Source organism: Kosakonia sp. LAM2021 (assembly GCF_016620385.1).
Classification (GTDB): Bacteria; Pseudomonadota; Gammaproteobacteria; order Enterobacterales; family Enterobacteriaceae; genus Kosakonia; species Kosakonia sacchari.
On record NZ_JAENHT010000019.1, the window covers coordinates 1 to 16,838 of the forward strand.

Below are 16,838 nucleotides of genomic sequence, written 5' to 3' on the forward strand. Positions count from 1 at the left end.
TCGTAATGAATTACGTGTTCACTCGTTGAGACTTGGTATTCATTTTTCGTCTTTCGACGTCAAGAATCCAGTCACCCTGAGTGCCCACACAGATTGTCTGATAAATTGTTAAAGAGCAGGTGCGACGCGCTTCAGCGCTCTGTCGCGAGGTGGCGTATATTACGCTTTCCTCTTTCAGAGTCAACCCTGATTTTCAGGATTTTTTCTCTTTCGTTTTCTCGACTATCTCGTGAAGTGATTCACGTTGTCGGGTCAACGGAGGCGCATTATAGGGATCCCAATTTTTTGCACAAGTCTTTTTGCGATCTTTTTTTCTGACTGCTGTTTTTTCATTCTTTTCGCTGCGATCCCGTACGATCTGCTCAAATAATGGTGCGTAAAAGGGTTGCAGAAGGCCTTCCTTGCGATCAAAGTCATTATCTCGGCCTGTTTTTGATGAGGTAATTATGTCTACCGTTTTACGTCCTTATAAGGATCTGCGGCCCCAAATAGGCCAGCGGGTAATGATTGACGCCACCAGCGTGGTGATTGGTGATGTCAGAATTGCTGACGATGTGGGTATTTGGCCATTAGTCGTGATTCGCGGTGACGTGAATTATGTTGAGATCGGCGCACGCAGCAACATTCAAGACGGCAGCGTTCTCCACGTCACGCACAAATCTTCTTATAACCCTGAAGGCGATCCGCTGCTTATTGGCGAAGATGTTACTGTTGGGCATAAAGTGATGTTGCATGGCTGCGTTATCGGCAATCGTGTCCTTGTCGGCATGGGATCGATCTTACTCGATGGGGCTATTGTTGAAGATGATGTAATGATCGGCGCAGGTAGCCTGGTCCCCCAAAATAAACGTCTGGAAAGTGGTTACCTTTATTTGGGCAGTCCGGTAAAACAGATCCGCCTCCTGACGCAAGCGGAGCTTGAAGGGTTGAAGTACTCAGCCAGGAATTACGTGAAATGGAAAGATGAATATCTGGATCAAGATAACCAGACAATCCCCTGATCATCCTCTTCTTGCTGGCGGATCAACTGTTCCGCCTCCTCTTCCAGATCCCAACGATGTTCACGAAATACCGCCAGGTAGTTTTCCGGTGTTTCGCCACCAAAGCGCTTTGCCAGTGTCTCGCCTTTAATGGCGCAAGTAAGTTGCATACCATTAACCAACGCGGGAAAACAGACAGCACCAGTTGCGCCATCCCACCCTTCACGATCCGGAAACTGAATGGCCTGGTTCATTTTGCCAGTTCCTGTTTCAGCAGATTAATTACCGGTTCAACATCGGGCAATATGCCATGCCATAGCAACACCGCATGTGCAGCCTGCCCGACCAACATACCTAAACCATCCGCACATTTTTTCGCACCTGAATTTTCACACCAACTCAGAAATGGCGTCGAGCCTTTCTGATAGAACATGTCATAGCAATGAAGCTCGGGATGGATAAGCGCATTCGGTAACTCGGGGATCTCCCCGCCAATACCACTGGAAGTCGCGTTAATGATCAAATCGAATTCATGGCTCGCTAAATTATCCATAGCAATAGCATCAATGCTACCGGTGTGAGCAAAAAGCTTAGCCAGCGTTTGCGCCTTAGAATAAGTACGATTGGTAATCGTTACGGCACAACCCAGCGACAGTAAAGGAAGAATGACGCCGCGCGCTGCCCCTCCCGCCCCGATAAGCAGAATGCGAAACCCCGGGCGAATAAACGAGAGGCGTTCGAGATCGCTCAACAAGCCTATCCCATCCGTGTTATCGCCCAGCAACCGACCATCTTCAAGGCGTTTAAGCGTGTTTACCGCTCCAGCCATCGCGGCACGTTCTGTGAGTTCGTTTGCGCGAGCAAATGCTTCCTCTTTAAAAGGCACGGTAACATTCGCGCCTTTTCCACCAGCGGTAAAAAAAGCATCCAGTGTCTGCACAAAGTCATCCACCGGAGCCAGAACTCGACCATAAGAATGTTCAATACCCAGTTGCTGAGCAAATTGCTGATGAATAAACGGAGACTTGCTGTGCGCAATAGGGTTGCCAAAGACAGCATAGGATTCCATACAGTTACCCCTGACGGAAAAGTTCGCCGGTAAGGGCGTCACGGATTTCAGAAGGATTTTGCCGGCCTCCTGTCGGTGCATCAATGACCGGGAAGTCTGGACCAAATTGCTCGATAACTTCCTGCGCTGTTCTGCAAGGCGGCAAGCCCGATAAATTAGCGCTCGTTGATACCAGCGGTTTTCCGTAAGCCTCACACAGTGCAATCACCGTTTGATGGTCAGTCACGCGCACGGCCAGCGAGTCAAAGCGCCCGGTTAGCCAGCGCGGCGTGTTCAGTTTCGCCGGGAAGACAAACGTTACCGGTCCGGGCCAGCAGGCAAAAATTGTCTGACGCTGCTCGTCGGTCAGCATGCTGTCATCAATATAGGGTTTAAGTTGATCAAAACTGGCAGCAATAAGGATGAGGCCTTTATCAACCGGGCGTTGTTTCAGTTCAAGCAAGCGATGAACCGCAATCTCACTGTCCGGGTCGCAACCGACACCGAAAACAGCTTCTGTTGGATAAGCGATGACGTGTTCTTTATTCAGGATCTCTACCGCCGCAGCGATAGGATCTGTTGGCAGGTTATTCTTCACGAGTTTGTTCCGCCGTTACCGGCTGTCCACATTGTTTACTGGCGCAGAAGCGTTTCATGCCTTGCGCGGTTTTCTTCTCAATAAGTAGCGGGTAGTGGCATATAAGACATTCGCCCGCCACCGGTTTGAAATTAATAACGAACTGGCAATCAGGGTAACGATCGCAGGAATAAAAGGTTTTGCCATATCGGGAACGGCGTTGAACAAGATGCCCGCTTCGGCACTGTGGGCAAGTGATGGCGGTATCGTCGGGCTTATCAATCAACTCGGTATGTTCACATTCAGGATACTGGCTGCACCCAATGAACATACCGAAACGACCCTGACGCAAGACTAGCGCAGCCCCACACACAGGACACTGCTGCCCGTCCAGAACTTTGACAATATGTCCATCCGCCTGGCTTTTCAGCGGGCGAACATAATCGCATTCCGGATAATGAGAGCATCCGAGAAACGGACCGTGTTTCCCAGAGCGGATAACAAGTTCAGCCCCGCATTGTGGGCAGGGCTCGTTGTTACGCACCGAAAAGAGTGCTGATTTGGCCATAACGACTCTTGAAGCTGCAAAAATGATTAGTGCAGCATACCTTCATTCGCTTCAAAGAGTAATTCTTCCATTTGCTGGTAGGCGTTTTCACACCCTGGGATATTGAACAGAACCATCAGAATAACCCATTTCAGATCTTCCAACTCGAACTCTGCCGTATCCAGCGCCAGCACCCGTTCAATCACCATTTCTCGCGTTTCGAGGTTTAGCACCTGAATCTGCTCCAGGAATAACAAAAATCCCCGGCAACTGGCATCCAGCCTCTCACACTCTTCTGCGGTATAAATACGGACAGAAAGCGGATCAGAAGCAAGCTGCATCGGTTCGGCGAGGCCTTCCTGATAATCAGCCAGCTTTTCCAGCCACAAAAGTGCATTGTAGATGTCTTCACGATCAAATCCGGCGTCGGTAAGATCCCGTTCCAGTTTGTCCTGATCCACACGCAATTCCGCTTCGTTATGGATGTAAGTCTCAAACAAGTACATTAGTACGTCGAACATGGCTTGCCCTCCTCAATCGGACATAGCCGCCGGGTACAGCTGCGATCCATCCTGCTAACTCCAGTTCAAGCAATTGAGCTGCGATGACTGGCACAGGTTGGCCGGCACGTTCAGCGACGACGTCAACAGGTGTTACCTCATCTCCTACGTTAGCCAGGAGCTCAGGAAATGGCAATGCCACCTCTTCTTGATCTGGAGAATAAATTGCATTTTCGCGTACGTCAGATAACCAATTCAGCCCATATTGCAAATTTTCGAGGATCTCATCAGCCGACGTTACCGGTATTGCCCCTTGCTTGATTAACCAGTGCGGCCCTTCGCTGCCAGGGCTACCAATAGGACCGGGTAATGCAAAAACATCACGGCCTTGTTCAAGCGCAATCCGCGCGGTCACCAGCGAACCACTACGCAAAGCGGCTTCTACAACCAGTACTCCACGGCTGAGGCCGCTGATGATACGGTTGCGGCGCGGAAAATTACCCGGCTTCGGCGTAGCCGCGAGGGGAAATTCGGATACCAATGCACCACCGCTTTCAATTAATTCTGCGGCAAGCGAAGCATGCTTGCGCGGATAGAGGCTGTATAAACCGTTCCCCAGTACGCCAATGCTTTTTCCATTAACCTGTAAAGCCGCCCGGTGGGCCACGCTATCGATCCCCAACGCCATGCCACTGGTAATCGTTAACCCCGCACGGGCAAGCACTTCACAAAAAATCCGCCCCCACCGCTCGCCATACCATGAATGTGCGCGGCTCCCGACAACGGCCAGTTGTTGTGTTGCCAGTATCGCTGGATTGCCTTTGACAAAAATAGCCCCCGGGAAATCAGTAATGGCGCGCAAAGGAGCAGGGTACGCCGGATCGCTGGCAATAATTAAATGATTACCGGGTTGTGCAAGCCAGTTAAGGCTCTTTTCAAGCTCACATGTAGAAAGAGAGAAAAAGCGCTGCGTCTGCGCTTCTGTAAACCCAATGAGCCGAAGGTCAGCGAAGGATGCGATCTGGTTTTGTTCCAGCCACTGCGCTGCATTCAGCCATGGATCGCCACACAATGTGGTCACCTGTAACAACCGCAGCCAAATCTCCGTGCTAGTCATCCTTTATCCCCTGCCATAAGCCGCTGTAGCAATCCTTGCGATTGGTCACTGATGCTGTCAATCGCGGGGGGATTTGTCTAGAATAGAGGTAATATTCTCACCAACTCCTGAACACGACTCTGGATATTTATGGCAGTTTTGCATGTGTTACATATTCCGGACGAGCGCCTTCGCAAAGTCGCCGAGCCGGTAAAAGAAGTGAATGCGGACATTCAACGTATCGTCGATGATATGTTTGAAACGATGTACGCAGAAGAAGGTATTGGACTGGCAGCAACGCAGGTTGATATTCACCAACGCATCATCGTGATCGACGTTTCCGAAAATCGCGATGAGCAATTAGTGTTGATTAACCCCGAGTTGCTGGAAAAAAGTGGGGAAACAGGTATTGAAGAAGGTTGCCTGTCTATTCCGGAACAACGTGCGCTGGTACCTCGTGCCGAGAAAGTAAAAATCCGCGCGCTGGATCGTGACGGAAAAACATTCGAACTGGAAGCCGACGGTCTTCTGGCAATCTGCATTCAGCATGAGATGGATCATCTGGTAGGTAAGCTGTTTATTGATTATCTGTCGCCGATGAAACGTCAGCGCATTCGCCAGAAAGTTGAAAAACTGGATCGCATGAACGCCCGCGCATAAAACGGGCTGAAAAGGATAAACGTGTCAGATTCTCTACGTATTATTTTCGCCGGCACTCCGGATTTTGCAGCGCGTCATCTTGACGCGCTGTTGTCTTCTGAGCATCAGGTGGTGGGAGTTTTTACCCAGCCGGACCGCCCTGCAGGTCGCGGTAAAAAGCTGATGCCAAGCCCAGTAAAAGTACTGGCGGAAGAAAAAGGCCTGCCAGTCTTTCAACCCGCATCGTTACGCGCAGAGGAAAACCAGCAGTTGGTTGCCAACCTCAACGCCGATGTGATGGTAGTGGTGGCATACGGTCTGATCCTGCCAAAAGCAGTGCTAGCAATGCCGCGCCTGGGTTGCATAAATGTTCACGGTTCACTACTGCCACGCTGGCGCGGCGCGGCGCCTATTCAGCGCTCGCTCTGGGCAGGCGATGCGGAAACGGGCGTCACTATCATGCAAATGGATGTAGGTCTGGATACTGGCGACATGTTGTTTAAACTCGCATGCCCCATTACTGAGGAAGACACCAGCGCCACGCTGTATGACAAACTGGCGGAGCTCGGTCCGCAGGGGTTAATCGCGACGCTGCAACAGCTTGCTCAGGGCACAGCACAACCGCAGGAGCAAGACGAAGCGCAGGTCACTTACGCAGAGAAGCTCAGTAAAGAAGAAGCACGCCTGGACTGGTCGCTCAGCGCCGCACAGCTTGAACGATGCATTCGTGCCTTCAACCCCTGGCCAATGAGCTGGTTTGAGGTTGATGAGCAACCGGTGAAAGTCTGGAAAGCGTCGGTTATTCCGTCTAAGCCAACAGATAAACCCGGCACGATCGTGGAAGCGTCGAAAGCGGGTATTCAGGTTGCAACTGCCGACGGAATATTGAATCTTGAATCGCTGCAGCCTGCCGGTAAGAAAGCAATGAGCGCGCAAGATCTGCTGAATTCACGGCGGGAGTGGTTTGTCCCTGGCAACCATCTGGCCTGAGAGTATTTTTAGCCCGGCTTGCCGGGCGTTTTTATTTTTATCGCGATGAAAAAAGAAATAAATTTACGCAGCATGGCTGCGCAGGCAGTTGAGCAGGTCATAGAACAAGGGCAATCGCTCAGCAATATCCTGCCGCCGTTGCAACAAAAAGTTTCCGACAAAGATAAAGCGCTGCTGCAAGAGCTGTGCTTTGGTGTTTTGCGCGTATTGCCACAGTTCGACTGGCTCATCAATAAATTGATGTCACGTCCAATGACGGGCAAGCAGCGCACAGTGCACTATTTGATCATGGTTGGGTTTTATCAGCTTTTGCATACGCGCATCCCTGCGCATGCTGCGCTGGCAGAAACCGTGGAAGGCGCGGTGGTCATTAAGCGCCCGCAGCTTAAGGGATTGATTAATGGCGTATTACGTCAATTCCAGCGTCAACAGGAAGAGTTACTGGCAGAGTTCGCTCAAAGCGAAAATCATTTTCTGTTCCCGAAGTGGCTGTTAAACCGTGTGCAAAAAGCCTATCCACACCAATGGCAACACATTGTCGAAGCCAGTAATCAGCGCCCGCCGATGTGGCTGCGTGTCAATCGTCAGCACAACTCACGCGATAGCTGGTTAGCATTGCTGGAAGAAGCCGGTTTGCAAGGATTCCCGCATCCGGATTATCCCGATGCTGTTCGACTGGCGAGCCCTGCATCAGTCACTGCTCTGCCGGGGTTTGCCGAGGGGTGGGTTACCGTACAGGATGCTTCTGCTCAGGGTTGCATTGCTTTCCTTACGCCAAAAAACGGTGAACGCATTCTCGATCTATGTGCAGCACCCGGTGGCAAAACCACCCATATACTCGAAGCCGCTCCAGAGGCCAGCGTGTTGGCTGTAGATATAGACGATCAACGCCTGTCGCGTGTTTACGACAACCTGAAAAGACTGGGCGTGAAAGCGCAGGTAAAACAGGGGGATGGGCGTTTCCCGGAGCAATGGTGCGGTGATGAACAATTCGATCGTATCCTGCTGGATGCGCCTTGCTCAGCGACAGGGGTTATTCGACGCCATCCCGATATCAAATGGCTGCGGCGCGACCGCGATATTCCCGAGTTAGCGCAGTTACAGTCTGAAATTCTGGATGCTATCTGGCCGCATTTGAAACCAGGCGGTACGCTGGTGTATGCAACATGCTCCATCTTGCCAGAAGAGAACAGTCAGCAGGTTGCCGCTTTTCTCAAACGCACAACTGATGCGCAACTGAGCGAAACGGGTACGCCGGAAAACCCTGGCTTGCAGAAACTGCCTGGTGCGGAAGAAGGCGATGGTTTCTTTTACGCTAAGATAATCAAACAGTAATGGGAACAACGGGTCACAACAGATGAAAATAATTATTCTGGGTGCAGGGCAGGTTGGTGGAACGCTGGCAGAAAACCTGGTCGGAGAGAATAACGATATTACCGTTGTTGATACTAATGGCGACCGTCTGCGTAGTTTGCAGGACAAATTCGATCTCCGCGTTGTACAAGGCCACGGTTCTCACCCCCGTGTGCTACGCGAAGCTGGCGCTGACGATGCCGATATGCTGGTTGCGGTGACCAGCTCGGATGAAACCAATATGGTTGCCTGCCAGGTCGCTTACTCGCTGTTTAACACACCGAACCGTATTGCCCGCATCCGCTCGCCAGATTACGTTCGCGATGCGGATAAGCTGTTTCACTCAGAAGCCGTTCCCATCGATCATCTGATCGCGCCGGAGCAACTGGTTATCGACAGTATTTACCGCCTCATCGAATATCCCGGCGCATTGCAGGTCGTGAATTTCGCCGAAGGAAAAGTCAGCCTGGCTGTGGTGAAAGCCTATTATGGCGGCCCGTTGGTGGGAAATGCGTTGTCAACCATGCGCGAGCATATGCCGCATATTGATACTCGCGTTGCCGCTATTTTTCGCCACGACAGACCTATTCGCCCGCAAGGCTCAACGATTGTTGAAGCAGGTGATGAAGTATTTTTTATTGCTGCATCGCAGCATATCCGTGCCGTTATGAGTGAACTTCAGCGGCTGGAAAAACCGTATAAACGCATTATGTTGGTTGGCGGGGGTAATATCGGCGCCGGTCTGGCTCGTCAGCTGGAAAAAGACTACAGCGTGAAGTTGATCGAGCGCGATCAACAGCGTGCGGCGGAGCTGGCCGAGAAACTGCAAAATACGATCGTTTTTTATGGTGACGCCTCCGATCAAGAATTACTGGCCGAAGAGCATATCGATCAGGTGGATCTCTTTATTGCTGTTACCAATGACGACGAAGCCAACATTATGTCTGCAATGCTGGCCAAACGGATGGGAGCCAAGAAAGTGATGGTGCTCATTCAGCGCCGCGCTTATGTTGATTTGGTTCAGGGAAGTGTGATTGATATTGCCATATCGCCGCAACAGGCGACTATTTCCGCTCTGCTTAGCCATGTGCGTAAAGCGGATATCGTTGGCGTTTCATCGTTACGTCGCGGTGTCGCAGAAGCAATTGAAGCGGTTGCACATGGAGACGAAACGACATCCCGCGTTGTAGGCCGCGTTATTGATGAAATTAAATTGCCGCCAGGCACAATCATCGGTGCTGTAGTACGTGGAAATGATGTCATGATTGCTAATGATAATTTGCGTATTGAGCAAGGCGACCATGTGATTATGTTTTTAACGGACAAAAAATATATCACGGACGTCGAGCGCTTATTCCAGCCGAGCCCATTCTTCCTGTAATAATCCGGGCGCAATTATGCGCCCGCACATTATTCCCTGCTTTTCTCAGGGTTTAAGAAATCATTACAATTATCCTGCCCAAATGGAAATTGATCGGTAATTTGTTAGACTTGATCCGACAGTCTGCACATGGAGAAGGGATATGAGCATTTTGAAAGAGTTCCGTGAATTTGCAATGCGCGGAAATGTGGTGGATTTGGCAGTTGGTGTCATCATCGGTGCAGCTTTCGGCAAAATTGTGTCGTCATTGGTTGCCGATATTATTATGCCCCCGCTGGGGCTATTAATTGGCGGGATAGATTTCAAATCGTTCGCGTGGACGCTACGCGGCGCGCAAGGCGACGTTCCCGCTGTCGTCATGCACTATGGCGTGTTTATTCAGAACATTTTTGACTTCATCATCGTCGCTTTTGCGATTTTCATCGCGATTAAGCTGATCAATAAGCTGAAACGTAAGCAAGAAAAAGAACCGAAAGCACCACCGGCACCGAGCAAAGAAGAAGTGTTGCTGAGTGAAATTCGCGATTTGCTGAAAGAGCAAAATAATCGCAGTTAAGCAAATGCAAGAAGGCCAGTGGTAAATAAGCGATTCGCTTGCTTGCCACTGGCCTCCTGAAAGCCTTTTTTTGTGTGCTTGCCTTTCCGCAAATAACTTCCTTTCCCTTTCTTGTTTTTCTCAATACGTTGGCGAAATAACGGATCATGTAATAAAGCTTCAATCGCGTTATCGTTGATCTGCCCTTTCGTATGCTGATAGCGGCTCATAACGTCTCCAGATTGTGTATTAAAACGGCCGGAGTGTAGATCTCTCTGTGCAGAAGATCAACAGGCCGTTGTGGTCGGGTTACCACTCGCCCCCTGTTCAAGAGCTTCGAGAATAGAACAATAAACACTGCTATGCGCTGTACCACAACATGCATCGTTCAGTTTTTGCAATGAGCGACGCATGGACTGCAACTCTTCGATGCGAGCTTCAACCTCACTCAATCGAGCCTGCACAATACTTTTCGACTCCTGGCAGGTGTGATGTTCAGGATCAATTCGAATCGACAACAGTTCACGGATGGATTCGAGGGTAAACCCTAATTGCCGGGCATGGCGAATAAATTTGAGCCGTTGCAGATCCTTATCCGTATAAAGACGAAATCCGCCTTCAGTTCTGACTTCATGATCCATCATTTGCTGTTTTTCGTAGTAACGGATCGTATCCGGTGTGACTTCTGCAAGTTTCGCTATTTCACCAATGCGGTACATGACTACTCCTCATTAATTTTTTGCTGCAGTTTGTCGGCGTAATCGCCTCGCAGGAAATCGGTGCTTAATCCGGCCTGCCGCAACTTCATTTCCAGTAACGACAAACGGCGATGCAATTGCTGGAAATCAGGATGCTCATGCTGCACGCTATTGAGCAGATCAATAAGCATCACGGCTTCTTTACGGTATTCCAGTTCTGGTGGCATGCAGCCCGCATTTTTCAGCAAGCGGTACCCAGCGCGGAGCTCTGCGGGGACGTGAGAATCGTCATCCAACAACAACGGCTCACCGCGGCCGGGTAGATTATCAAATTCGCCTTTTTGCTGAGCATCGAGGATATGGCGTTCTGCCCATTGATCAAGTAACCACATAACGGCTCACAAGGGAATGAACAAAAAAGATACATACATTGTAGGGAAGAGGTAGTACGACCGATATAAAAAAACCCGCCGAAGCGGGTTTCTTTACGTTACTACAGATTACTCTGCAGCAGCTTCTGCTTTCGATTCAGAGCGATCAACCAGCTCGATGTAAGCCATCGGCGCGTTGTCACCAGCACGGAAGCCACACTTCAGAATACGAGTGTAACCACCGGCACGGCTCGCGAAACGCGGGCCCAGTTCGTTAAACAGTTTTGCCACGATCTCGTTATCACGAGTGCGGGCGAATGCCAGACGACGATTAGCAACGCTATCCGTCTTGGCAAGAGTAATCAGCGGCTCAACTACGCGACGCAGCTCTTTCGCTTTCGGCAGGGTCGTCTTGATGATCTCATGACGAACCAGAGAGCCTGCCATGTTACGGAACATGGCCTGGCGATGGCTGCTGTTGCGGTTCAGTTGACGACCACTCTTACGATGGCGCATGACCTTATCCTTCTCAGTAAAACCTTAACCTGTGATCCGGTTACTCGTCAGCAATGCTTGCCGGCGGCCAGTTTTCCAGGCGCATGCCCAGAGACAGTCCGCGGGAGGCCAGCACGTCTTTAATCTCGGTAAGAGATTTTTTACCCAGGTTCGGCGTTTTCAGCAACTCAACCTCGGTACGCTGTACCAGATCACCGATATAGTGGATAGCTTCTGCCTTGAGGCAGTTAGCAGAGCGGACAGTCAATTCCAGATCGTCAACAGGGCGCAGCAGAATCGGATCGAATTCTGGTTTCTCTTCTTTAACTTCCGGCTGACGTACATCACGTAAATCAACGAAAGCTTCAAGTTGTTCAGCCAGAATGGTCGCCGCACGACGAATCGCCTCTTCAGGATCGATTGTGCCGTTGGTTTCCATTTCGATGACCAGCTTGTCCAGGTCGGTACGCTGTTCAACACGTGCTGCTTCAACATTGTAGGCAATACGCTCTACAGGGCTGTAGCAGGCGTCAACGAGCAGACGGCCGATTGGGCGCTCATCTTCTTCCGAATGAATTCGGGCAGACGCCGGAACATAACCACGACCGCGCTGAACTTTGATACGCATATTGATTGATGCGTTCTCATCGGTCAGGTGGCAGATCACATGCTGCGGCTTGACGATTTCGACATCACCGTCGTGGGTAATGTCGGCTGCGGTCACAGGGCCAATGCCAGATTTATTCAGAGTAAGAATAACATCATCTTTACCCTGAACTCTCACCGCCAGCCCTTTCAGGTTGAGCAGGATTTCAAGGATATCTTCCTGAACGCCTTCTTTGGTGCTGTACTCATGAAGTACACCATCAATCTCAACCTCAGTCACCGCGCAACCCGGCATCGATGAGAGCAGAATACGGCGCAGTGCGTTACCCAGAGTATGGCCAAAGCCACGCTCTAAAGGCTCAAGGGTCACCTTGGCGTGCGTCGAACTCACTTGCTCGATATCTACCAGGCGCGGTTTTAGAAACTCTGTCACAGAACCCTGCATTGTGTCCTCTCTTTGGTACTAAGCTTTACTTGGAGTAAAGCTCGACGATCAGGTGTTCGTTAATGTCCGCAGACAGATCAGAACGCTCCGGCTTACGCTTGAACGTGCCTTCCATCTTGCCAGCATCAACTTCCAGCCAGGTTGGCTTTTCACGCTGCTCAGCCAGCTCCAGAGCGGCTTTCACGCGAGACTGCTTTTTCGCTTTCTCACGAATGCTAACAACGTCATTCGGACTAACCTGATAAGAAGCGATGTTAACAACACGACCGTTTACCATGATTGCTTTGTGGCTAACCAGCTGGCGTGCTTCAGCACGAGTGGCGCCAAAGCCCATACGGTATACAACGTTGTCCAGACGACCTTCCAGCAGACCCAACAGGTTTTCACCGGTGTTGCCTTTCAGACGTGCTGCTTCTTTGTAGTAGTTACGGAACTGACGCTCCAGCACACCGTAAATACGGCGAACTTTTTGCTTTTCACGCAACTGCACACCATAGTCAGACAGACGCGGTTTACGCGCACCGTGCTGGCCAGGAGCTTGTTCAATTTTACACTTGGTATCGATCGCGCGAACGCCAGACTTAAGGAACAGGTCTGTGCCCTCACGACGGCTCAGCTTGAGCTTAGGACCCAAATATCTTGCCATTTTCTTTCTCCAACAATCCTAGAAAACGACCGCGTTATACGCGACGTTTTTTCGGCGGACGACAACCGTTGTGAGGGATCGGAGTCACATCAGTAATATTAGTGATGCGGAAACCAGCGGCGTTCAGAGCACGAATAGTAGATTCGCGGCCCGGACCCGGTCCCTTAACCATAACTTCCAGATTCTTGATACCGTATTCTTTAACGGCTTCAGCGCAACGCTCTGCTGCAACCTGAGCTGCAAACGGAGTGGATTTGCGAGAACCACGGAAACCGGAACCACCGGCTGTTGCCCAACCCAGCGCGTTACCCTGACGATCAGTAATAGTAACGATGGTGTTGTTGAAAGAAGCATGGATATGAGCCACGCCGTCAGAGACTTGTTTTCTTACACGTTTACGTGCACGAATTGGTGCCTTTGCCATTATTCAATCACCCCGATTATTTCTTGATCGGTTTGCGCGGACCCTTACGGGTACGTGCGTTGGTCTTGGTACGCTGACCGCGAACCGGGAGACCACGACGATGACGCAAACCGCGATAGCAACCAAGATCCATCAGGCGCTTGATGCTCATGCTAATTTCACGGCGCAGATCACCTTCAACGACAAATTTGGCAACTTCGTCACGCAGCGTGTCGATTTGTTCTTCAGACAGCTCACTGATCTTAACATTTTCAGCGATGCCCGCAGCAGCCAGAATGGCTTGAGAGCGGGTTTTACCGACGCCATAGATCGAAGTTAATGCGATCACAGCATGTTTCTGATCAGGAATGTTAATGCCTGCTATACGGGCCACTATGCACTCCTATAATTTTACTTGCACGCACCATGCTGAAAAGCCCGTTTTCAGGATACTCAAATGGAAACGTACAGACATACAAAAGATTGGCTGGCTAATCTAGCCAGCTCAACCCAACTTTGCAAGAAAAATATGCGAAATAATCAGCCTTGGCGCTGTTTATGCTTCGGCTCGGCACTGCAAATCACGCGGATGACGCCATCACGCTTAACGATTTTGCAGTTACGGCATAATTTCTTGACGGAAGCACGAACTTTCATTTTTACTCTCCGTAACTTCTCGGGCGACCATTAACGGCCATAGCCTTTCAGGTTCGCCTTCTTCAATGCAGACTCATACTGACTGGACATCATCAGAGTTTGCACTTGAGCCATAAAGTCCATAATCACGACAACAACGATAAGCAGTGACGTCCCACCAAAGTAGAACGGTACCTTCATTGCATCACGCATGAACTCCGGGATCAGGCAGATAAAAGTAATATAAAGCGCACCGACCAAAGTCAGGCGGGTCATTACCTTATCGATATACTTCGCCGTTTGCTCTCCCGGACGAATTCCTGGTACAAATGCACCGGACTTCTTCAGGTTATCTGCTGTTTCTCGCGGGTTGAAAACCAACGCCGTATAGAAGAAACAGAAGAAGATGATTGCAGACGCATAGAGTAACACATAAAGCGGTTGCCCAGGCTGCAAATACAGCGAAATTGTTGTCAGCCAGTTCCAACCAGTACCGCCCCCGAACCATGACGCGATGGTTGCAGGGAACAGAATAATACTGGAAGCGAAGATTGCCGGGATTACCCCCGCCATATTCACTTTCAGCGGTAAATGTGTGCTCTGAGCAGCATAGACACGACGACCTTGCTGACGTTTTGCGTAGTTAACCACGATGCGGCGTTGACCACGTTCAACGAATACAACAAAGAACGTCACTGCGAATACTAATACTGCAACCAACAGCAACAGGAGGAAGTGCAGGTCGCCTTGACGCGCTTGCTCGATAGTATGGGCAATGGCTGGCGGAAGACCCGCCACGATGCCGGCAAAGATAATAATCGAGATACCGTTGCCGATACCGCGTTCAGTAATCTGTTCACCGAGCCACATCAGGAACATAGTTCCTGTAACCAGACTCACAACAGCGGTGAAGTAGAATGCAAAGCCTGGGTTCATAACCAGACCTTGCATACCAGGCATATTCGGTAAACCGGTAGCAATACCGATCGACTGGAATATCGCCAACACCAGAGTGCCGTAACGAGTGTACTGGCTGATCTTACGACGGCCAGACTCCCCTTCTTTCTTCAACTCTGCCAGGGCCGGATGAACGACCGTTAACAGCTGGATAATAATCGATGCCGAAATATACGGCATGATACCCAATGCGAAGATAGAAGCACGACTAAGAGCACCACCAGAGAACATGTTAAACATCTCAATGATGGTGCCACGCTGTTGCTCAAGCAGTTTGGCAAGTACAGCGGCATCAATACCAGGGATCGGAATAAAAGAGCCAATACGGAAAACAATCAACGCACCGATAACAAACAGCAGTCTGCGTTTCAGTTCGCCAATTCCACCCTTGGCACTTTGAAAATCTAATCCCGGTTGTTTAGCCATCTGCTACTTATTCCTCAATTTTACCGCCAGCAGCTTCGATAGCAGCACGAGCGCCTTTCGTCACACGCAGGCCACGAACAGTTACCGGACGAGCTACTTCACCAGCCAGGATCACTTTCGCGAACTCGATCTGGATGCCGATAATGTTAGCCGCTTTCAGCGTGTTCAGGTCAACTACGTCGCCTTCTACTTTAGCCAGATCGGACAGACGAATCTCTGCCGTGATCATCGCTTTGCGAGAAGTGAAACCGAATTTCGGCAGACGACGATACAGTGGCATCTGACCACCCTCGAAACCGCGACGTACGCCACCGCCAGAACGAGATTTCTGACCTTTGTGACCACGACCACCGGTTTTACCGAGGCCAGAACCGATACCACGACCCAGGCGTTTACCCGCCTTTTTGGAGCCTTCGGCCGGAGACAGAGTATTTAAACGCATCTCTTACTCCTCAACTTTAACCATGAAGGAAACCGCGTTGACCATACCGCGAACCGCAGGAGTATCCTCACGTTCAACAGTATGACCAATACGACGCAGACCCAGGCCAAGCAGCGTTGCCTTGTGTTTCGGCAGACGACCGATTGCACTGCGGGTTTGAGTGATTTTAATAGTCTTTGCCATGGTCAATTACCCCAGAATTTCTTCAACGGATTTACCACGCTTGGCAGCGACCATTTCCGGGGATTTCATATTCTCCAGGCCATCAATAGTTGCACGAACCACGTTAATCGGGTTGGTGGAACCATATGCTTTAGCCAGAACGTTATGAACCCCAGCGACTTCCAGAACGGCGCGCATTGCACCACCGGCAATAATACCAGTACCTTCGGAAGCCGGCTGCATGAATACACGAGAACCCGTGTGAGTACCCTTAACCGGGTGCTGCAGGGTGCCGTGGTTCAGCGCGACGTTAATCATATTGCGACGGGCTTTTTCCATCGCTTTCTGGATCGCTGCCGGAACTTCGCGGGCTTTACCGTAACCAAAACCAACGCGACCGTTACCATCGCCAACAACAGTCAGAGCTGTGAAGGAGAAAATACGACCACCTTTAACGGTTTTAGATACGCGGTTTACCGCGATCAGCTTTTCCTGCAGTTCGCCAGCTTGTTTTTCGATGTGAGCCATCTTACACCTCTACCTTAGAACTGAAGGCCAGCTTCACGGGCAGCATCTGCCAGTGCCTGGACGCGACCATGATATTGGAACCCGGAACGGTCAAAGGAAACATCTTTGATGCCTTTTTCCAGAGCGCGTTCAGCTACAGCTTTACCCACAGCTGCGGCCGCGTCTTTGTTACCGGTGTACTTCAGTTGTTCAGAGATAGCTTTTTCTACAGTAGAAGCAGCTACCAGAACTTCAGAACCATTCGATGCGATTACCTGGGCGTAGATATGACGCGGGGTACGATGTACCACCAGGCGAGTCGCACCAAGCTCTTTGAGCTTGCGGCGTGCGCGGGTCGCACGACGGATACGAGCAGATTTCTTATCCATAGTGTTACC

At 50.5% G+C, this 16,838-nt stretch carries 26 protein-coding genes; 6 read left to right on the top strand and 20 right to left on the bottom strand.

Going from position 1 to position 16,838, the window contains the following annotated elements; genetic code table 11:
- The first annotated feature begins 446 nt into the window (after positions 1-446).
- Positions 447-1,001, top strand: a complete 555-nt coding sequence (locus JKP81_RS23065) for a gamma carbonic anhydrase family protein (RefSeq protein WP_200553602.1) — start codon at positions 447-449, stop codon at positions 999-1,001.
- Here JKP81_RS23065 and JKP81_RS23070 read toward each other — a convergent pair.
- Genes JKP81_RS23070 through dprA form a run of 6 tightly spaced genes read right to left on the bottom strand, consistent with a single transcriptional unit; the run spans position 977 to position 4,769 of the window.
- Positions 977-1,234 (bottom strand): DUF1488 domain-containing protein, encoded by a 258-nt coding sequence (locus JKP81_RS23070; protein WP_017460085.1) that lies wholly within the window; start codon positions 1,232-1,234, stop codon positions 977-979. The two genes, JKP81_RS23065 and JKP81_RS23070, sit on opposite strands and share 25 nt — an antisense overlap.
- Positions 1,231-2,049, bottom strand: coding sequence for a shikimate dehydrogenase (aroE, locus tag JKP81_RS23075; protein ID WP_200553603.1), 819 nt, complete (start codon positions 2,047-2,049; stop codon positions 1,231-1,233). The genes JKP81_RS23070 and aroE overlap by 4 nt, the downstream gene beginning before the upstream one ends.
- A gap of 4 nt (positions 2,050-2,053) precedes the next feature.
- The gene (tsaC, locus tag JKP81_RS23080; protein WP_200553604.1) at positions 2,054-2,626 is read right to left on the bottom strand and encodes an L-threonylcarbamoyladenylate synthase type 1 TsaC; all 573 of its coding nucleotides are present in this window, start codon (positions 2,624-2,626) and stop codon (positions 2,054-2,056) included.
- The gene (locus JKP81_RS23085; RefSeq protein WP_086868555.1) at positions 2,616-3,173 is read right to left on the bottom strand and encodes a type I DNA topoisomerase; all 558 of its coding nucleotides are present in this window, start codon (positions 3,171-3,173) and stop codon (positions 2,616-2,618) included. The genes tsaC and JKP81_RS23085 overlap by 11 nt, the downstream gene beginning before the upstream one ends.
- 26 nt (positions 3,174-3,199) lie before the next feature.
- Positions 3,200-3,673: a DUF494 family protein Smg gene (gene smg / locus JKP81_RS23090; RefSeq protein ID WP_017460081.1), complete on the bottom strand. Its 474-nt coding sequence runs from the start codon at positions 3,671-3,673 to the stop codon at positions 3,200-3,202.
- Complete coding sequence (gene dprA, locus JKP81_RS23095) at positions 3,645-4,769, bottom strand: DNA-protecting protein DprA (protein WP_200553605.1); 1,125 nt, start codon at positions 4,767-4,769, stop codon at positions 3,645-3,647. Before dprA ends, smg begins: the two co-directional genes overlap by 29 nt.
- 129 nt (positions 4,770-4,898) lie before the next feature.
- Here dprA and def point away from each other — a divergent pair, with 129 nt between their 5' ends.
- From def to mscL, 5 genes are all read left to right on the top strand, one after another.
- Positions 4,899-5,408 carry a peptide deformylase gene (gene def, locus JKP81_RS23100; protein ID WP_007369833.1) on the top strand — a complete coding sequence of 170 codons (510 nt, stop codon included), beginning with the start codon at positions 4,899-4,901 and terminating at the stop codon, positions 5,406-5,408.
- A gap of 21 nt (positions 5,409-5,429) precedes the next feature.
- Entirely contained in the window at positions 5,430-6,377 is a 948-nt protein-coding gene (fmt, locus tag JKP81_RS23105) for a methionyl-tRNA formyltransferase (protein WP_200553606.1), read from the top strand.
- Positions 6,378-6,422: 45 nt separating this feature from the next.
- A complete protein-coding gene (gene rsmB / locus JKP81_RS23110; protein ID WP_200553607.1) occupies positions 6,423-7,712 on the top strand; it encodes a 16S rRNA (cytosine(967)-C(5))-methyltransferase RsmB in 1,290 nt (429 codons plus the stop codon).
- Between the two features lie 22 nt (positions 7,713-7,734).
- A complete protein-coding gene (gene trkA, locus JKP81_RS23115) occupies positions 7,735-9,111 on the top strand; it encodes a Trk system potassium transporter TrkA (protein WP_007369830.1) in 1,377 nt (458 codons plus the stop codon).
- A gap of 142 nt (positions 9,112-9,253) precedes the next feature.
- On the top strand, positions 9,254-9,667 hold the full coding sequence (mscL, locus tag JKP81_RS23120) for a large-conductance mechanosensitive channel protein MscL (protein ID WP_200553608.1): 414 nt from the start codon (positions 9,254-9,256) through the stop codon (positions 9,665-9,667).
- Here the strand turns inward: mscL and JKP81_RS23125 are convergent.
- The 14 genes from JKP81_RS23125 to rplR form a co-directional block, all read right to left on the bottom strand.
- Positions 9,664-9,876 carry an alternative ribosome-rescue factor A gene (locus JKP81_RS23125; protein WP_200553609.1) on the bottom strand — a complete coding sequence of 71 codons (213 nt, stop codon included), beginning with the start codon at positions 9,874-9,876 and terminating at the stop codon, positions 9,664-9,666. The genes mscL and JKP81_RS23125 overlap by 4 nt on opposite strands.
- Before the next feature lie 57 nt (positions 9,877-9,933).
- Positions 9,934-10,365, bottom strand: coding sequence for a Zn(2+)-responsive transcriptional regulator (gene zntR, locus JKP81_RS23130; RefSeq protein ID WP_017460075.1), 432 nt, complete (start codon positions 10,363-10,365; stop codon positions 9,934-9,936).
- 2 nt (positions 10,366-10,367) lie between these two features.
- A complete protein-coding gene (locus JKP81_RS23135; protein ID WP_200553610.1) occupies positions 10,368-10,736 on the bottom strand; it encodes a DUF1992 domain-containing protein in 369 nt (122 codons plus the stop codon).
- Between the two features lie 108 nt (positions 10,737-10,844).
- On the bottom strand, positions 10,845-11,231 hold the full coding sequence (gene rplQ / locus JKP81_RS23140; protein WP_001216372.1) for a 50S ribosomal protein L17: 387 nt from the start codon (positions 11,229-11,231) through the stop codon (positions 10,845-10,847).
- Positions 11,232-11,271: 40 nt separating this feature from the next.
- The gene (rpoA, locus tag JKP81_RS23145) at positions 11,272-12,261 is read right to left on the bottom strand and encodes a DNA-directed RNA polymerase subunit alpha (protein WP_007369825.1); all 990 of its coding nucleotides are present in this window, start codon (positions 12,259-12,261) and stop codon (positions 11,272-11,274) included.
- Between the two features lie 25 nt (positions 12,262-12,286).
- Entirely contained in the window at positions 12,287-12,907 is a 621-nt protein-coding gene (rpsD, locus tag JKP81_RS23150) for a 30S ribosomal protein S4 (protein ID WP_003031138.1), read from the bottom strand.
- Positions 12,908-12,941: 34 nt separating this feature from the next.
- Positions 12,942-13,331, bottom strand: coding sequence for a 30S ribosomal protein S11 (rpsK, locus tag JKP81_RS23155; RefSeq protein WP_002919257.1), 390 nt, complete (start codon positions 13,329-13,331; stop codon positions 12,942-12,944).
- A gap of 16 nt (positions 13,332-13,347) precedes the next feature.
- The gene (gene rpsM, locus JKP81_RS23160; RefSeq protein WP_007369824.1) at positions 13,348-13,704 is read right to left on the bottom strand and encodes a 30S ribosomal protein S13; all 357 of its coding nucleotides are present in this window, start codon (positions 13,702-13,704) and stop codon (positions 13,348-13,350) included.
- A 146-nt stretch (positions 13,705-13,850) separates the two neighbouring features.
- Positions 13,851-13,967, bottom strand: a complete 117-nt coding sequence (gene rpmJ, locus JKP81_RS23165) for a 50S ribosomal protein L36 (protein WP_000868187.1) — start codon at positions 13,965-13,967, stop codon at positions 13,851-13,853.
- Positions 13,968-13,997: 30 nt separating this feature from the next.
- The gene (secY, locus tag JKP81_RS23170) at positions 13,998-15,329 is read right to left on the bottom strand and encodes a preprotein translocase subunit SecY (RefSeq protein WP_007369823.1); all 1,332 of its coding nucleotides are present in this window, start codon (positions 15,327-15,329) and stop codon (positions 13,998-14,000) included.
- 7 nt (positions 15,330-15,336) lie between these two features.
- Entirely contained in the window at positions 15,337-15,771 is a 435-nt protein-coding gene (rplO, locus tag JKP81_RS23175; protein WP_007369822.1) for a 50S ribosomal protein L15, read from the bottom strand.
- A gap of 3 nt (positions 15,772-15,774) precedes the next feature.
- Positions 15,775-15,954: a 50S ribosomal protein L30 gene (gene rpmD / locus JKP81_RS23180; protein ID WP_001140434.1), complete on the bottom strand. Its 180-nt coding sequence runs from the start codon at positions 15,952-15,954 to the stop codon at positions 15,775-15,777.
- A 6-nt stretch (positions 15,955-15,960) separates the two neighbouring features.
- Positions 15,961-16,461 carry a 30S ribosomal protein S5 gene (gene rpsE / locus JKP81_RS23185; RefSeq protein ID WP_007369821.1) on the bottom strand — a complete coding sequence of 167 codons (501 nt, stop codon included), beginning with the start codon at positions 16,459-16,461 and terminating at the stop codon, positions 15,961-15,963.
- A gap of 14 nt (positions 16,462-16,475) precedes the next feature.
- The gene (gene rplR, locus JKP81_RS23190) at positions 16,476-16,829 is read right to left on the bottom strand and encodes a 50S ribosomal protein L18 (protein WP_017460073.1); all 354 of its coding nucleotides are present in this window, start codon (positions 16,827-16,829) and stop codon (positions 16,476-16,478) included.
- Positions 16,830-16,838 lie beyond the last annotated feature (9 nt).

Excerpts from the sequence above, each read along its gene's own strand:
- JKP81_RS23065 (WP_200553602.1), top strand. The coding sequence starts at position 447 with ATGTCTACCGTTTTACGTCCTTATAAGGATCTGCGGCCCCAAATAGGC.
- JKP81_RS23070 (WP_017460085.1), bottom strand. The coding sequence starts at position 1,234 with ATGAACCAGGCCATTCAGTTTCCGGATCGTGAAGGGTGGGATGGCGCA.
- aroE (WP_200553603.1), bottom strand. The coding sequence starts at position 2,049 with ATGGAATCCTATGCTGTCTTTGGCAACCCTATTGCGCACAGCAAGTCT.
- JKP81_RS23085 (WP_086868555.1), bottom strand. The coding sequence starts at position 3,173 with ATGGCCAAATCAGCACTCTTTTCGGTGCGTAACAACGAGCCCTGCCCA.
- smg (WP_017460081.1), bottom strand. The coding sequence starts at position 3,673 with ATGTTCGACGTACTAATGTACTTGTTTGAGACTTACATCCATAACGAA.
- dprA (WP_200553605.1), bottom strand. The coding sequence starts at position 4,769 with ATGACTAGCACGGAGATTTGGCTGCGGTTGTTACAGGTGACCACATTG.
- def (WP_007369833.1), top strand. The coding sequence starts at position 4,899 with ATGGCAGTTTTGCATGTGTTACATATTCCGGACGAGCGCCTTCGCAAA.
- rsmB (WP_200553607.1), top strand. The coding sequence starts at position 6,423 with ATGAAAAAAGAAATAAATTTACGCAGCATGGCTGCGCAGGCAGTTGAG.
- trkA (WP_007369830.1), top strand. The coding sequence starts at position 7,735 with ATGAAAATAATTATTCTGGGTGCAGGGCAGGTTGGTGGAACGCTGGCA.
- mscL (WP_200553608.1), top strand. The coding sequence starts at position 9,254 with ATGAGCATTTTGAAAGAGTTCCGTGAATTTGCAATGCGCGGAAATGTG.
- JKP81_RS23125 (WP_200553609.1), bottom strand. The coding sequence starts at position 9,876 with ATGAGCCGCTATCAGCATACGAAAGGGCAGATCAACGATAACGCGATT.
- zntR (WP_017460075.1), bottom strand. The coding sequence starts at position 10,365 with ATGTACCGCATTGGTGAAATAGCGAAACTTGCAGAAGTCACACCGGAT.
- JKP81_RS23135 (WP_200553610.1), bottom strand. The coding sequence starts at position 10,736 with ATGTGGTTACTTGATCAATGGGCAGAACGCCATATCCTCGATGCTCAG.
- rplQ (WP_001216372.1), bottom strand. The coding sequence starts at position 11,231 with ATGCGCCATCGTAAGAGTGGTCGTCAACTGAACCGCAACAGCAGCCAT.
- rpoA (WP_007369825.1), bottom strand. The coding sequence starts at position 12,261 with ATGCAGGGTTCTGTGACAGAGTTTCTAAAACCGCGCCTGGTAGATATC.
- rpsD (WP_003031138.1), bottom strand. The coding sequence starts at position 12,907 with ATGGCAAGATATTTGGGTCCTAAGCTCAAGCTGAGCCGTCGTGAGGGC.
- rpsK (WP_002919257.1), bottom strand. The coding sequence starts at position 13,331 with ATGGCAAAGGCACCAATTCGTGCACGTAAACGTGTAAGAAAACAAGTC.
- rpmJ (WP_000868187.1), bottom strand. The coding sequence starts at position 13,967 with ATGAAAGTTCGTGCTTCCGTCAAGAAATTATGCCGTAACTGCAAAATC.
- secY (WP_007369823.1), bottom strand. The coding sequence starts at position 15,329 with ATGGCTAAACAACCGGGATTAGATTTTCAAAGTGCCAAGGGTGGAATT.
- rplO (WP_007369822.1), bottom strand. The coding sequence starts at position 15,771 with ATGCGTTTAAATACTCTGTCTCCGGCCGAAGGCTCCAAAAAGGCGGGT.
- rpmD (WP_001140434.1), bottom strand. The coding sequence starts at position 15,954 with ATGGCAAAGACTATTAAAATCACTCAAACCCGCAGTGCAATCGGTCGT.
- rpsE (WP_007369821.1), bottom strand. The coding sequence starts at position 16,461 with ATGGCTCACATCGAAAAACAAGCTGGCGAACTGCAGGAAAAGCTGATC.
- rplR (WP_017460073.1), bottom strand. The coding sequence starts at position 16,829 with ATGGATAAGAAATCTGCTCGTATCCGTCGTGCGACCCGCGCACGCCGC.